Here is a 16,400-nt window from a genome sequence, read left to right on the forward strand (position 1 = left end):
TAATTCGCTACGCTTTGCCCAAATTTACTTTTTCGCTATGTGTTTATTTTATGTTTAATGTCAATTTGAAATTTAATTATAATATTGATGAAAGGTTTGATAGGAGGTTAATTGAGGAAAAATTGCTATTGATTACTTCATTAAAAGAAAAATCACCAAGTTCTATCAGAACTTGGTGATTTTTTATACTCCATTTATAATAAAATAAATATATAGTTATTAAAATATGAGTTATCTATCTTTTTTTAATTTCATTTATTAACAATTCCTTTTTGGTATCATATAATGGAACAAAAGTATATATTCTTTTTGCAAAAAACAACAAAAAGACATGTTTTTTTTATGGAATCGTCATCTAGTCTGATTGAAAAAGTAAAATCAAGCGACATTTCTTTTATAAATAGCATATTTGATGCAAAAACACAACAAAAGCAATGAATCGTTATTAAGTTCTGATAGAACTTATCGAAGTGTGAAAAGTGAGTTTAATTGTTTTAGGGCTATTTAATAACTTAAAAAGAGATTTATGAAGAAGAAATTAGCGCTGCTATTTGGATACCTTTTTATAGGTATCGGGCTGATAACAGCTCAAACGCAGAAAGTCACGGGGACAGTGATTTCCGATGATGACAAACAACCTGTTGTAGGGGCTTCAATTGTCGTAAAAGGCACTAACTTAGGTACAATAACAGACATAGACGGGCATTTCACATTATTGAATGTGCCGAATTCAGCAAAAATATTGCAAATATCATATATAGGTATGAAAACGGAGTCGGTTCCTGTTCAGCCGACTGTTAGAGTTATCTTAAAGTCTGACACACAGCTGATGGATGAAGTTGTTGTGGTAGGCTATGGATCAGCAAAGAAACTAGGGTCAGTAGTCGGTTCGGTAACAACGGTAAATAATAGTAAGATAGCCAACAGACCGGTGGCTAATGCCGGAGATGCATTACAAGGTCAAGTTGCCGGTTTACAAGTGTTTACCCCTAGTGGAGAACCGAGCGGGAGTGTTGTAATGCGATTGCGTGGAGTCAGTTCGATCAATTCAAATACAGAACCTCTTTTTATTCTCGACGGTTCACCTATATCATCCGGAGCATTTACAGCATTAAATCCGAACGACATCGAAAGCATGACCGTATTGAAAGATGCTTCCTCAACAGCTATATATGGCTCCCGTGCTGCTAACGGAGTCGTGATAATGACTAGCAAGAAAGGAAAAATGGGACAGAAGGCCCGTGTTAGTATCAATGCACAATATGGCTGGTCGAAAATGACAGGAGATAATATAGAGATGATGAACACCGAACAATGGCTTAACCTGCAGGAAATGCTAGATCCTGGAAAAGCATACGACACTACATTTCAAAAACGGAAGAAGTTCTATATAGATAATGGTATATCTACAGATTGGGCGGATGTCTTCTTCGGAGATGCAGCTCCTACCCAACAATACGATGTAAATGTGGTTGGTGGTTCCGAAGGGATCAACTACTACATTTCATTTGGACATTATGATACAGAGGGAATCATGGACGATTCCTCATTGCGCCGTGAGACTTTGCGCAGTAATGTGGAAGTAAAGGTGACCGACTGGCTGAAAGCCGGGATTAACGTGAACCTTTCCTATCAGAAATATAACACGACAACTTTCGGAACGGAAGCTAACAGCGTTTATAATAAAGCGTATGCTGCCCGTATTTATCGTCCTGACCAAACAATAAACGAGATATTGACAGACGAAGAAGGCAACTTTACAGGTTATGGGAAACGATTGGACTATTTTGACGATATGGGATATTATAATCCGTATTACTTGGCAGAACTTCAACCGAATGACCGGAGTACGGTACGTATCAATGGCAATACCTTCTTTAATATAAACCCAATAAAAGGATTGAATATCCGTACTTCACAGGCGGTAGATGCCTTTGATTATCGTAACTCCCATAAAGCCTATCCGGAAGGCCCCTTTGAAGGGGCAGGAGTGGCGTCCGAGTCTTTTGAACGTTATTATTCATTTACTTTCACCAATACGGCGGAATATAAATTCAGTCTGTCAGACAAGCATCTTTTTACTGTGTTGGCTGGCCAGGAGTCCATTATCACAAAGAATGAGAATTTCTCGGCAACTTCTAAAAAAATGGTAGACTCACGAATGATGCTGATGGCAGCTGGAGCAGAGTCAGAAGTGCCGATACATTCGATGTATGACAAGGTTTTCAATTCTTATTTCGGCACAATCAGTTATAGTTTCGCTGATCGCTATTATGTCGATTTGGCAGCACGGCGGGACGGTTCTTCTCTGTTTGCCAAAAACAACCAGTGGGCAAACTTTTATTCTTTGGGAGCCATGTGGGATATGAGAAAAGAGAATTTCCTGCAGAACGTTTCATGGTTGAACAGTTTACAGTTGAAGGTGAGCTATGGAACAACTGGTAATTCCGGTATCAGCGCCTATAATGCATTGGCATTGGTCGGCTCCGGTTTGTTGTATAACGGACAACCGGGTATTGCTCCTTCTACCGTCGGCAATGATAACCTGACATGGGAAAGCATGAAAACACTGAATGTAGGCATCAGTACAAGAGTGTTTGACCGCTTTTCTGTAGAACTGGAATTTTATAACCGTCAGACGGACGATATGTTGATGGGGTATCCATTGTCATATACTACCGGACACGGAAGCAGTGTGGAAAATGTAGCAAGTATGCGTAATCGTGGTTTCGATATTACTCTGGGAGTGGATATTCTGAAAACGAGAGATTTTTCATGGAGTGTTTCAGGAAACCTGAATTATAATAAGAATGAGATAACTAAACTATTTAACGGATTGGATGAATATACTTTGCCTGATACCGGTTTGAAGATGAAAGTCGGTAAACCTTGGGGAGAATACTACTATGTAAGATGGGCAGGGGTCGATCCGCGTGACGGATATAATACATGGTATGATAAAAATGGAAATCTGACAAAAAGCTATTCGGAAGAAGATGCCGTTTTTGTCGGCAAGCAACGTTATGCTCCATGGTCCGGAGGTTTTGGTACCCAGTTCGGATGGAAAGGAATTTCCGTCAGTGCCGACTTCTCTTTTATGCTCGGCCAGTATATGTTGAATAATGAACGCTTTTTTACAGAGAACCCCACTTTTGCAGGCTCGGACAATCAAACTGTAGAAATGCTTACCATGTGGCAAAAACCGGGAGATGTAACCAGAATTGCTACTCCCGACTCCCCGATGCAGTTTGATACGCATTTACTGGAAAATGCTTCATTTATGCGCATGAAAAACCTGACTGTCGGGTACACCCTTCCGCCCAAAGTGATTCAGAAAACAGGAGTAATCAGTAACGCCAGAATCTACTTTGTAGGACGTAACTTACTCACAGTGACTAAATATAAAGGATATGACCCGGAAGTAGACAGTAATATCCAGTTGGGGAACTATCCCAATACCAAGCAATATTCTTTCGGAGTCGAACTAACTTTCTAAAAACATAAAGAATGGTGAATATGAAGAAAATATCTATAATAGCATTGACTATACTGACACTAGGAATGACTTCCTGTGATATGGATAAAATGCCATACGATGCTGTTCCTACAGAGGAAGCGTTAACAACCATAGTCGGTTTTGAAGAAGCACGTGCCGGTATCTATTCCGTATATTTAGGACTGACAGGAGGAAGTTATGTATTAGCTCCAGAAGTTCAGGCAGATGCCTTTAATGCAGTGGCGGATTTCTCTAATAAATATGGTGAGTTGCACCGTTGGACTTTCGAGAGCACCAACTCTACCGTAGAAACAATCTGGTCGAACTACTATGCCGCTATCGGACGTGTCAATTTCTTTATTGACGGGGTAGGTAAGATTGATGAGAACCCGGAAATCGAATTGACTGAAACCCAGAGACAACAGATTAATGTATATGAGGGGGAAGCATATTTTACGAGAGCATACTGCTACTTTTATCTGGCTACCTTATTTTGCCGCGATTACGATGTGGCTACTGCGGCAAACACTCCGGGACTACCACTTCAGGTGAAATATGAGCCTAAACTTCCTGCTACCCAATATCCGGGACGATCTTCACTGGAAGATACTTACAAACAAATATTGGAGGACCTCGAAGAAGCCGAAGAACGTATAGAGACTGCTAAGTATGGCATTGCTGATTATGACAGGTATATTAATGGCGCATACGTGACAGTCAACACGGCTCCCAAGAATTGTGGGAATTATATCACGGTAGATGTAGTGACTGCCTTGAAAGCGCGTGTTGCCCTGCAGATGGATGACTATGAAAATGCAGCCAAATATGCAGACGACCTGGTTAATTCGAACAGATATCCATTATCGAACACAGCAACAGATTTTGAAAGTGTATGGAAGAATGACAAGGGAACGGAAACCATCTGGCAGATTGCCATGACTAGTGCCGACGATGCCGGTGTACCTCTGGGGAGTATTTTCATCGGTTATCCGACTACAAAGAAGGACTATATTCCTACACAAACACTGATTGACCTATACAATGAAAAAGATATCCGGCTAAAGACTTATTTCGGAAAATATCACTTAACCGTATCGTCAGGTAATGCAGCAGATATCTATTTCTTTAATAAATACCCGGGTAATGAATATTACAATGCATTAGGAAGTGAAACACGCTATTTGAATCAGCCCAAACCATTCCGTATTGCTGAAATGTACTTGATTGCTACTGAAGCCAATGCAAAGATTGGAACCGCAGCCGCTGTAAAAAAAGGTAATGATGCTTTGAATGCATTAAAAAAAGCGCGAATCGAGGGATGGACTGATGCAACCTACGATCAGGAAGCTTTATTAAATGAAATCATGAACGAACGGGAACGTGAGCTTGTAGGTGAGGGATACCGGTTGATGGACCTGAAACGTTGGGGGAAAGGTGTAAAGCGTGGAAAACCGCAAAGCAAAGGACTGGTGCTTTTTCCGGGACAGGCAAGTACTGACGGACTGGATAAACCTGTGGATGACCAGCGGATGCTCTGGCCGATTCCTAAAACAGAAATGGATGCCAACCCTCAACTGGCAGGTCAGCAAAATCCGGGATATTAATCAATGAATAACGTAATTTATCAAACACTTGAGTAAAATGAACTATCTGAAAATATACACCCTTCTTCTGTGTGCCGTTCTGATCGCCGCCTGTTCGGACGATGAGGAACAGTTCAATTCCGGAGCGGCTACGGTAAGTTTGCAGGAAACAGTAATGACAGTGAAAGAGTCTGCCGGTTTATGCACTGTGCCTGTCGTAGTGACAGGAGAACATACCGGAACTATCCGCGTGACGTTCGAATTAAAAGATCATACCGCCAAAGAGGATGAAAACTATATCGTCACCACAAAGACGCTGCTTATTCCTGCCGGTCAGGAAACTATAAATTTTGAGTTTAAAACTGTTGATGATAAGGATGTCAATGACGACCGCTCTTTTGACATTGAAATTGCCGATGTGAAAGGGGCATCCATTGGTACAAACAATCGTCTGACGGTGATTATCAAAGACAATGATTCCAGTTTTTATGAAACACTTTCGGGAACCTGGGTATTTACCGGAACAGCTTCTGCTACCAATGCTTCCAATGTACAAGTGGGATTTTCCGTAAAAGTGAATACCGCGGAAGAAGGTACGGAGGCATACGAGCATTATCTGGTTTGCTCGAATAAGAATGGATTTGATCCGGATAATGACATTGAGTGGGAATTTAGCTGGCGTTTGCATTATGAATATGATTCGGTGGCGCAGAAAACCTATTTATCTATTGTACCGGGTGAAGATGTCGCTTCTTATGGTCCGTATACCATTCGTTTCAGGAGACTGGCATTAGACGGAAGTACTTCTGACGTATATCGTGGAGAATATGATGCCGAAACTAAAACAGTCACTTTCGAGAATGCCAATCTAATTGGTGATATGTATAAGGACGGACTGATACAAATACAGAAATTCAGGCTATTTGGCTGTAAAATGGAACACATCAGATAAAAACAAGATTATTAACATAACAAATAAAAAGAACTTATGAGAGCACTAATTGTCTGCATTACACTGTTGTTTGCTTTGTTAACCTGTACTATGGCACAAATACCATCGGTTAAGGTTGAAGATACTAAGGGAGCACAAGTTAACACTGCATCCTTGGTTAATCACAAAACGCCTATGATTATTTCTTTTTGGGCAACAACCTGTAAACCTTGTATTCGTGAATTGGATGCCATAAATGAACAATTGCCCGATTGGTTGGAAGAAGCCAAATTCCGTGTAGTAGCTGTTTCAACAGATGACAGTCGTTCTACAGCTAAAGCGCGTGCATTGGCAGAGGGACATGGATGGGATGATTTTATCATGCTGTATGATAAAAATCAGGAATTTATGCGAGCTATGAATGTAAGCCTGACTCCACAGGTATATGTGGTGGATGCTGACGGGAAAATAGTCTATTCACATACCGGATATGCGCCGGGAAGTGAGCTGGAACTACTGAAAGCAATAAAAAAACTACAGAAATAGAAACTGTTATTATCCATAGATAAACGCAATGACATGACTAAAATAAGAATTCAGGTGTTGGCTTTGTTAGCGTTAACATCGACATTGACCTATGCGCAGGAAGATAACAAGAAAGGTTATCTGACAGGGAGCTTTGAAACGAATACGATATATTACAAAGATGATAGTAAAACAGAAGCGGAATCACCGGAAGATCATTTCGGATCGAACAATTATCTGAAACTGGATTACTATCAGGGTAAGTTTGCCGTAGGTGTACAGTTGGAAGCCTATGAACCGGTCCTGGTGGGATACCCGGCAGAATTGGAGAAAGCAAAGCTGACCAATTATTATGTATCCTGGGCTGATAAGGATTTTTCCGTAACAGCGGGTACGTTTTATGAGCAGTTCGGGAGTGGACTACTATTTCGTAGCTGGGAGGATCGTATGCTGGGATTAAATAATGCAGTGATGGGAGCACGTTTTACCTACAATTACAAGAATATTGTAGGGTTAAAAGCCATTTGGGGTACTCCACGTTTTGGTATGGACTTTTCCGATACACAAGTACGTGGCATAGATGTAAGTTTCTCCTTATCTGAAATGCTTAGTTGGCAAAATACGTCCTTGAGTATCGAAGGAGGGGCGTTGAACCGGTATGAGAAGATCAGTATTGACCTTGAAGAAGAAGGAGGAAAACCTTATTCGAACGGTTTTTCGGGGCGGGTTAATTTTGAACGCTCCGGATTTACGGTAAAAGGTGAATATGTAGATGGTGGCAATAAGTATTATGATTTCATTCATGATGACAAGCTTTATGCGAAGAAACGTGCCAATGCGCAACTGTTGGAACTGGGATATAGCGGTAACGGGTTGGGAATAAATCTGACCGGACGTCGATTGGAATGGATGAACAGTGAGATTATTGCCGGTAATGGTTCGACTTCGAATCTGTTGAATTATGTCCCGGCTATGAGTACGCAATATACCTATATGCTGACCAACTTGCATCCTCACACTCCACAAACAGGAGAGGTGACAAAAGCAATCAGCGGGGAGATGGGCGGACAATTGGATGTTTTTTATCATTTCAAAAGAGGAACGGTCATCGGAGGCAAACGCGGTTTGAAATTACATGCAAACTTTTCTTCCTATTATGCTTTAGAAAAAGAAGGTACAGCCCAAATAGGCAACTTGTCATTCCGTGATTTTAGTATTGATGTGGAAAAGCAATGGACGAAGTCATTCAAAATGAATTTGCTTTATTCCATGCAAGAATATAGTCCTTCGTACGGAGCGAATAAGGCGACCAACCTATCGAATATTTTTGTCGCAGATTTACAATATAAGTTCACACCTTCTTTTTCAACTCGCATGGAGTTGCAATACCTAACTACAAAGGAAGATCAAAAGGACTGGATGGCGGCTCTGTTGGAAATAAATTTTGCTCCGGCATGGAGTATTTATGGAAGTGATATGTATAATCACGGCAAGGAAAAAATCCATTATTACAATGTGGGAGCCAGTTATGCCAAATCTCGTACGCGTGTAGCTTTGAGTTATGGTCGTAACAGGGAAGGGTATGTCTGTTCCGGTGGAGTTTGCCGGACGATTCCTAAATATACAGGGGCTAACCTGACTATAACGACTTCATTTTGAGTTTATCGAATCATTTATTAATTAGAATATAGAATATGAGAAAATTTACAATGTTTTTTATGTCAAGTCTGATATGCATGTGCGGATGTTTTACAGCGTGCAGCGGCAATTCAGACGACAATGGTGAAGAGCCGGACAACGGCGAAGTGACAGGGCCTATTACTTTGACTGTGGATAAAGCCAAGATTGAAGCTAACGGGACAGATATGGCGACTTTTACGGTGACTGATGCCAAAGGGAAAGTACTGACAACCTCTGAATATATGAAGAATGTATATTTTGAAGATGTTACTACCGGTGATTATTTGGAGAGACGGACCAATACGTTCGTGTCAGTAGAAAACGGGACTCATAAGTTTAAAGCATATTATCTGGACTGGGAGTCGGATGAAGTTTCCGTAACCGCACAGAATCGTAAGAATTATGAACTTTTCTATCGCAAGGTGGGTGTTTTTAAAATGACTGGGACTTGGTGTACCTATTGTCCGGCCATGACTTCGGCATTAAAGAAAGTGGAAGAACTGATGCCGGGACGTATGGTGAAAATGGCTTTTCATTCTTCCAGCAGTTCAGCGACTGATCCCTTCCATTTGTCACAGACAAGCACCATCATGAGCCGTTTTGGAGCATCCGGCTTTCCTACTTGTATTTATGATTTAAAAGTGATGTCAATAGACAGGAATGTGAGTGCTATCAAACAGACATTACAAAGCCAAATTAGAAAATATCCGGCTACATGCGGAATCAAGGTAAATACATCCTATAATTCTTCTACTGGCGAAATTACGGTAAATGCTGCATTGAAGTCGAACGAGGGAGGAGAATATGACTTGGTTTATGTCTTGGTGACTGATGGCTTGACAGCATCCGGAGGAAATGAGACCTCGTATGACTATACGGTAAGAGCTATTTCCAACAATTACCTGTCGATGTCAACCAACGGACGGTTTACTGTGGATGCAAACCAGGAGCACACTGCCGCTACTTTCAGCATTTCTAATGCAAAGAACCTGAATCCTGCCACATCGCGTGTAGTGGTTTATGCATTACGTAAAGTAGATGACGCATATATGGTGGATAATATAACCGAATGTTCTATCAACGGTAGCATAGACTATCTCTATAATGATTGAGGCTTATGAAGAAATTATACTCGACAATTCTACCAATTGTAATGATCCTTTGTTTAGCAATGCTGTCATCCTGTTCCGGTAGTTCGGACGAAACGGAGAATGGAGGGACGGATGACGGCATTTTGCGGATTACAGCCGATAAGACGGCTATACAGGCAGATGGGGTAGAAAAAGTGACCTTTACGGTCAAACTGGGCACACAAGATGTAAGCGAAGAAAGCACGATGAATCTGATTCTGGTAAAGGAGTCGGGAGAAGAAAATCTGGATTATGGCGTTCGTGCTTTCAGCACTTCAGTGCCGGGTACGTATGTTTTTAAAGCCCGCTATTATGAGGGAAAAGCAATGGTTAGTGAAAATGAAGTGACCGTTCAGGTTACTCCCGTATCAGGAGGAACCAGCTATTATCATAAATTACTGGGGATGCAGTTTACTTCTGTCGGGTGTCAGGCTTGTCCGGCACTTAGCACTACATTGAAAGCAATTCAGAATGAACAACCGGGACGACTGGCGGTAGCTTCTTTCCACATGGATTTCGGGGGAATGACGGATCCCATGAGTACGGCAGCTACCAATAATTACCGGACTAATATTCTCGGCAATTTCTCCGGACTGCCTCGTCTCTTTTACAATCTGCGTAAAGGTACTAAAGAAATGATCAGTATCAAGAGCCAGATTGAAGAGGAACTTCAAAAAGAACTAAGTAACTATCCGGCTTCTTGCGGGGTAGCGATTGAATCTGTATATAATGCTTCTGACCGTACGGTGACGATTACTGCCAAATTAACTTCCAACGTAACAAATACCTATCGTTGTTTGATTTATCTGGTAGAGGATGGTATCAAATACTTTCAAACGAATGGAGGAAATGATTATACTCATAATAATGTAGTACGTGCAGTGGTGTCCACATCGTTGAATGGTGACCGTTTCAATGGAGAAGTAAATGCGGGAATAGAATCTACCATGCAACGATCTTGTCAGTTGGAATCGGGATGGAATGCGGATAATATGCGTGTGATTGTGTCGATGTTGACAACGCTGGATGGGGGAAAAACTTATACGTGTAACAACGTAAATGAGTGCAAACTTGGAGAATCGGCAGATTACTTGTATAACGAATAAAGACGAGTTATGTGTATAAATGTCTATAAAATAATATTGCTGGTCTGTATATGCTGTGTAGGAATCTTCTGGATTTCCTGTTCTGGCAATTCCGATGATTCGGAGCAGACAGAAGTGATTTTGAGCGTCAATAAAAATACGTTGACTGCTGACGGAAAGGATGTTATAACCTTTACGGTAATGCATGCGGGAATGGATGTAACTGCTGATGCAATCATCCGTTCCGTGATGGATGGGCAAACCTTGGATGGAAGCACGTTTTCCACTTCTAAAGCTGGAACCTATGCTTTTGAGGCATCTTATGGTAACTATGTATCTAAATTGATAACAGTAGTTGCGAGTGCCGCACCAGGTACACCTTCTAAGTTTGTAAGACGCATTTGTGCAATGGAGTTTACCGGAACATGGTGTGCCATGTGTCCGGCAGGAATGACTCGCCTGAACTATCTGATAAGTTCGAGTTATGAGGGAGTTATTTATCTGATGTCATTTCATGTCGATGGAACAAGTGCTGATCCGATGACAATCGAACAGTCTTCGATCCTTTCCAGAAAGTTTTCTATCTCCGGTTATCCTTCATGTGTGGTTGATATGCGTGAGGCAATGGGGTTGTCTGAAAATTATAGTGTCATGCGAGCTGTATTTAATAAGTCTTTGGAGGAGTATCCCGCGTCTTGCGGAGTGGCCATCCAGTCACAATATAACGGACAGGCTGATGTGACGGTAAGCGTTAAATCGGAAAAAAGCGCTGAATATCGTTTGATTTTATATGCGGTAGAAAACGGATTGAAATATCAACAAAATGACGGGGGAGTTTATCGTGATTACACACATAACCATGTGGTACGTAAATTACTGTCTGCTACCGTTGATGGCGATAAATTGGGACATATAGCGGCCGGAAAGGAGTCAAGCAGGAGTTATACTGTTATAATGGAAGAAGGATGGAATGCGGAGAATCTTTCTTTTTATGCATTGGTTACCGATGAAAACGGATATGTAAATAATTTGGCTGTCTGCAAGGCTATTGATGGCGATGCCGATTATGAATATGTAAATGATTAATCACATTTATCACTTTTAATTATGAAGAAGAAATTATTTAGCTTATTACTTTTGTTAGGGCTGGTGCTAGTTATAAGCCCTATGGTGTTATCGTGTTCGGATAAGGACGAACAGAAGATTATAGATCCGGAAAATCCGGAAACCCCGGATCCTCCACTTCCCCCCGTGCCAACTCCTATCAGGTGGGTTGAAAATGAAGTAGATGGCGGTGAACGTGGAGTAGGTATTAAAGTGACTAGTAAAACCACCAACAACTTTGTGTTTGAATGTACTCCGGGAGATAAGGTTCAATCTTACCGTTTGGACGTCTATCCTTTATGCCGTATGTACAACTATTTATTTGAAGGTGGTGGCATTGGTGCAAGTGAAGAAGAAATTGAAGATTTGATTCTGGAAGCTCTCTATAATTCGGAGGGTGCCGGCGCTTATACTTTTAATAGGAAAACATTGGGAGACAGTTATCCGAATACAGAATTTGACTGGGTAAATTCCAAATATTCCCAATCAGAAATTGTGCCGGGAGCAGAATATCTGATTATAACAGTCGGTTGTAATGATGAAGGTGGACAAAATCCGGCTGATATGAAAATCTGTTATATCAAGACTCCTTCAGAAGATGTAATAGGTGATCCTCGCGTTGATATTGATGTTAATGCAAGCTATCAGGCGGCTGCTATTCAATATATTCCGAATGAAGATTGCAAATATTTCTATCAATTCTGTGGAGACTCCGAGCCTATTGATGCATTTATTAATGCTTATGGACAGGATATGTATATTGACTTTATGAGACATTGGACACAGTCTGCTGAGGATGGACAAGCATCTAAAGATGAATTATTATATATAGTGGATTTTGGCTATACTGCCGATCCGACAAGAAAGATTACAGCTACGACTATAGGATTGGATGAAAATAAAAATAAAGGAAAGTATGTACGTCAGGATTTTCAATTGAAGAAGATTCCCGAGGATGCCAAAGAAGCGGAATGCGATTTGAAAATAGCAAAAACAGGTGCCTCTATTGTTAATATGGATGTTAAATTAGAAAGTACTTGTTATGCCATGTTTTATCGTGTGTTTAGTGAGGCGGACTGGGCTCCTTATAAGAATGCGGACAAGGCTACAATGACGGCTCTGGCACAAGCTTTGGACCAAGAAGGATGGGGCATTAAGAATATGAATTTCAGTCAGGAAGGTTCGTATGCAACTACAGACTATCAGTATGATCTTGCTCCGAATAGTTCTTATGTTGTCGCTTATGTAGGACGTAATGAGTATGGACAGTTATCAGAGGTGAAAAATAAAACTTTTTCTACCAAAGCACGCGTGACAGATAATCCCCAAGCATCCAAGGCTACAATAGATATTACTATTTCTGATCCGGGACGTACAAGTCTGAAATTGAACTATTCTTATAATCAGGAGGCAGCAGTATATTATCATCAATACATAATGACGCCGGATTTGCTTGAAGAAGGTAACAAGGCTGAATTGATTAAATATTTGCTGTCAGCAGATTCGAATATATGGCCTGCAAATACAAATGGAGGAGTGGAAAGCTTCACGTGGACCGGTCTGGACCCCGCAACTGAATATACGTTCGCTTATATGGCAGAAGATTGGGATGGTGTACTGACGGATGTGAAGATTGTGAAAGCTACAACTGAAGCTATTGTGGCAGGTCCGAATCCGAAGATGGAACTGAGTGCTTATATGAGCGAGTTGGGTAATTTCACAGTTCAGTTCTCTATAGTAAAAGATGTAGCGAAGATTTATCATACGATCATTGAAGATGAGTATTCGGCAAGCGGAGACTATACTTATAAAGAATGTATGGATGTTTGGAAAGATTTCTGTCTGAATAGTGGCTTGACAACAGTAAATTCAACTACTCAATCATACGATAAGACAGGAGAAGCTAAACGATTGGTTGCTTTATGTGTGCCTATTGGTGCTGATGATGAAGGCAATGAAGTGTTTGGTGACCTTTATACTGTTTTCTATGATAAGGAAAAGGGCATCATTACTGATCCTTCCGTCTTATTCCCGGATGCTCCGAAAGTGAAAAAGGGAATAAAGGGAACAGCGAAACCTCAAGTATTGAAAAAGGATAACCGGGTTCCTGCAAACTTGATTGTTAATGAGCAGGTAAAAACAAAGACTCCTAAGGTTATGAAAAGTGAAAGTGTTATTTATCTTGATTTGAAAAAATTGGGTAAACATCCTCACGCTAAATAAATATTACTGGAACAATTATTCCGCACGATAGCGTGAAAGTCTGTCGTGCGGCTTTTCTCTAATCATCTAATTTTTTTAAGATATGAGAAGAAATCATTTTTTATGTAGTATGGGAAAATATGTATGTTTTCTGGCAGTATGTGTGGTAATGTTATCGTCATGTTATAATGACGATGATTTAAAAAACTCAATTTCCGGTCTGGAAGATCGCATGGATAAGTTGGAAGCTTCGTTGCAAAGCGTACAGACAGACCTTTCTACCTTGAAGACATTGACAGATGCCTTATCTCAAAATAAATCAATCGCTTCTGTACTGGAGAATGAAGACGGAAGTTATACAATCAAGTTTTCAGATCAGACGGAAGTAACCATTCGTAATGGTGAAAATGGAGAGGATGCTCCTCAAATAACCGTAATAAAGAATGAAGAAGATGGCATTTATTATTGGGGTATAACCGGTACGGACGGTAAAAAAACATTTCTGAAAGATGGAGAAGGCAATTTGATGCCTGTGACGGCTGCCGCTCCTAAGATCCGCATTAATACGAATACGAAAGAGTGGGAGATTTCTACGGATGGTGGAAAAACTTGGGATCCTACTGGTGTTTATGCGTCCGGAGAAGGGACAGGAGATGCTTCTCTTTTCAGTGAAGTAAGTCAGGATGATGATTATGCGTATTTTACTCTGAAAGATGGTACAATATTAAAGCTATTGAAGTCTAAGGAATTGAAATGCGATATATTGTCCGGAAAACAATACTTTAAGAATGGTGAGGAGAAACTTATTTCAGTTGAAATGAGTGGAATTTCGAAATATACCGTAACAAAACCAGACGGTTGGAAGGCTTCACTGTCAGGAAAAGGACTGACTATTACTGCTCCTGTGACAGAAAATCAATATGCAGAGATGAGTGGCAAAGTAGCTATAATGGCTGTTGCATCCGGCGGACAGAGTATTATTTCGGAGATTCCGGTAATCATAGGAGATGCTCCTGTAGTCATATCTACTGTGGGCCAGACGGTTTCTACTACTTTGACAAATGGCATAGAAATGTATTATCTGGGAGTATTGGAAATCAATGAATACAGTGCAGAAACTGTAGCTGAATTAGTGAACGGATATACAGCCCGTATGTATATGAAGACAAAGGCGCTTGATAAGATGCCATTGGCAGAATTGATTGGCAAAGACCCTGAAGCTGGAATGACATACATGGTTTGGGCAGTGCCTCCATCTGATACAGGCGAATATTTACCTGACGATGTGATTGCTACTGTGATTAAGATAGATCCGACTGTAGAACTAAAGGTTTCAAATATTACTTTTGAAGGTGCAACGGTTTCTGCAATTAGAAAGGGGTGTGGGATTTATTATACGGGAATTGCAGACAAGGCAAATTATTCACCCGAAGGAGTTATTGACGATTTGTCCTTTGGAGGCGGAAACAAACAGAATTCGGATTATAATGGACCGTTGGAGGGCAAAGTATTGGATTTTCTTCCAAGGGTAATACCAGGAACAACATATGTACTTTGGGCTATCCCTTATAAAGAAGATAAGGAGTATAAAACAGATGAATTGGTAACGGTGGAGATTCCTGTTCCTGCGTTGACGTACGATGGAACAGCAACAATAAATATTGGTAATATTGTTACTACGGTTTCAAGTGTAAGTGCGACCATTACTCCTGGAACTGACTGTTATAAGTTCTATTATTCTTATATGAAAGAACAGACTTTGGCTAATTATGGCACTGACAAAGAAGTTATTTCCTATCTTATCAAAAACGGAGATTTTTCCAAAGAGGCAGAAAATTTTGAAAGAGCTTCTTTAGAACCGGGAACAAAAGGTTCTTTTGTTGCAGTAGCATTAAATGACAAAGGACAACTCGGATCATTAGTCAAAGTGCAGGCTGATTCCAAGGAAATATCTTATAATTCTTCAATTTCGGTGGATGTGGCAATTGATGCAGGAACTATGTCTACGACTTTAACGCTGACCCCGACCGGAAATCCGGTGAAATTTCGTTATGTCCACATGAAATCGAGTGATTTTAAAAATTATCCGTATTGGGGAGATGAAGAAACAGTAAAGCAAGCATTGATTATGAATAGTAATGTTAGTGAAATTGTTGCTGCAGAACTGAAGAATCATCAACTGGTGATTGAGGACATCGCATTTAACTCAGAATATGTATTGTTTATGATAGCGGTTGATGCTGTTGGTAATCCTTCTTCAACTATGACAAAGAAGGTATATACCAGTGCAAAACCAACTTTTGTAAGAAAAGACAGAGATACGGATTTATGGAATACCAGCGTACCGGAAGTTACGATTGACAAGATAGAAAAAGACAAGTTCTATACCGTTTCCTACACGGTGAAACCTAAATCTGGCTGCAAAGTCTTTTATGTATTTGCAGGACCTGCAGATTATCTGACTGGCATGTATGATGAACAAATCAGGTATGTGATGAAAAATGGTGTGAAACAAACAACGACTTATTCGGGGAGTATTTATGGAACATTGCCAGCTAATATCAATGTAACCTGGGTAGATGAAGAAGGACGTTTTTATGAGGTTTCTAAAACTGTAGTAGATGCTCCGACGCAATAATTTTAATTTCTAATTTAATAAAATAA

General features: G+C 40.5%; 10 protein-coding genes. All 10 read left to right on the forward strand.

Annotated features, from left to right (window positions below):
- Nucleotides 1-526 precede the first annotated feature (526 nt).
- The 10 genes from DWZ47_RS16725 (at nucleotide 527) to DWZ47_RS16770 (ending at nucleotide 16,374) form a co-directional block, all read left to right on the forward strand.
- The gene (locus tag DWZ47_RS16725) at nucleotides 527-3,496 is read left to right on the forward strand and encodes a SusC/RagA family TonB-linked outer membrane protein (RefSeq protein WP_117513849.1); all 2,970 of its coding nucleotides are present in this window, start codon (nucleotides 527-529) and stop codon (nucleotides 3,494-3,496) included.
- A gap of 20 nt (nucleotides 3,497-3,516) precedes the next feature.
- Nucleotides 3,517-5,100: a RagB/SusD family nutrient uptake outer membrane protein gene (locus tag DWZ47_RS16730; protein ID WP_233525063.1), complete on the forward strand. Its 1,584-nt coding sequence runs from the start codon at nucleotides 3,517-3,519 to the stop codon at nucleotides 5,098-5,100.
- Nucleotides 5,101-5,137: 37 nt separating this feature from the next.
- Nucleotides 5,138-6,031 (forward strand): Calx-beta domain-containing protein, encoded by an 894-nt coding sequence (locus tag DWZ47_RS16735; RefSeq protein ID WP_117513853.1) that lies wholly within the window; start codon nucleotides 5,138-5,140, stop codon nucleotides 6,029-6,031.
- 36 nt (nucleotides 6,032-6,067) lie between these two features.
- Entirely contained in the window at nucleotides 6,068-6,556 is a 489-nt protein-coding gene (locus DWZ47_RS16740) for a TlpA family protein disulfide reductase (RefSeq protein WP_004306197.1), read from the forward strand.
- Nucleotides 6,557-6,589: 33 nt separating this feature from the next.
- Entirely contained in the window at nucleotides 6,590-8,194 is a 1,605-nt protein-coding gene (locus DWZ47_RS16745; protein WP_049702890.1) for a DUF6029 family protein, read from the forward strand.
- Between the two features lie 35 nt (nucleotides 8,195-8,229).
- Nucleotides 8,230-9,327: an Omp28-related outer membrane protein gene (locus DWZ47_RS16750; protein ID WP_117513855.1), complete on the forward strand. Its 1,098-nt coding sequence runs from the start codon at nucleotides 8,230-8,232 to the stop codon at nucleotides 9,325-9,327.
- A gap of 5 nt (nucleotides 9,328-9,332) precedes the next feature.
- Complete coding sequence (locus tag DWZ47_RS16755) at nucleotides 9,333-10,451, forward strand: Omp28-related outer membrane protein (protein ID WP_004306194.1); 1,119 nt, start codon at nucleotides 9,333-9,335, stop codon at nucleotides 10,449-10,451.
- A 9-nt stretch (nucleotides 10,452-10,460) separates the two neighbouring features.
- Entirely contained in the window at nucleotides 10,461-11,516 is a 1,056-nt protein-coding gene (locus tag DWZ47_RS16760) for an Omp28-related outer membrane protein (RefSeq protein WP_117513857.1), read from the forward strand.
- Between the two features lie 21 nt (nucleotides 11,517-11,537).
- The gene (locus DWZ47_RS16765; RefSeq protein ID WP_117513859.1) at nucleotides 11,538-13,757 is read left to right on the forward strand and encodes a hypothetical protein; all 2,220 of its coding nucleotides are present in this window, start codon (nucleotides 11,538-11,540) and stop codon (nucleotides 13,755-13,757) included.
- A gap of 82 nt (nucleotides 13,758-13,839) precedes the next feature.
- Entirely contained in the window at nucleotides 13,840-16,374 is a 2,535-nt protein-coding gene (locus DWZ47_RS16770) for a PL29 family lyase N-terminal domain-containing protein (protein WP_117513861.1), read from the forward strand.
- Nucleotides 16,375-16,400: the final 26 nt, after the last annotated feature.

The organism is Bacteroides sp. AF32-8BH (genome assembly GCF_003435205.1).
GTDB classification, from domain to species: domain Bacteria; phylum Bacteroidota; class Bacteroidia; order Bacteroidales; family Bacteroidaceae; genus Bacteroides; species Bacteroides ovatus.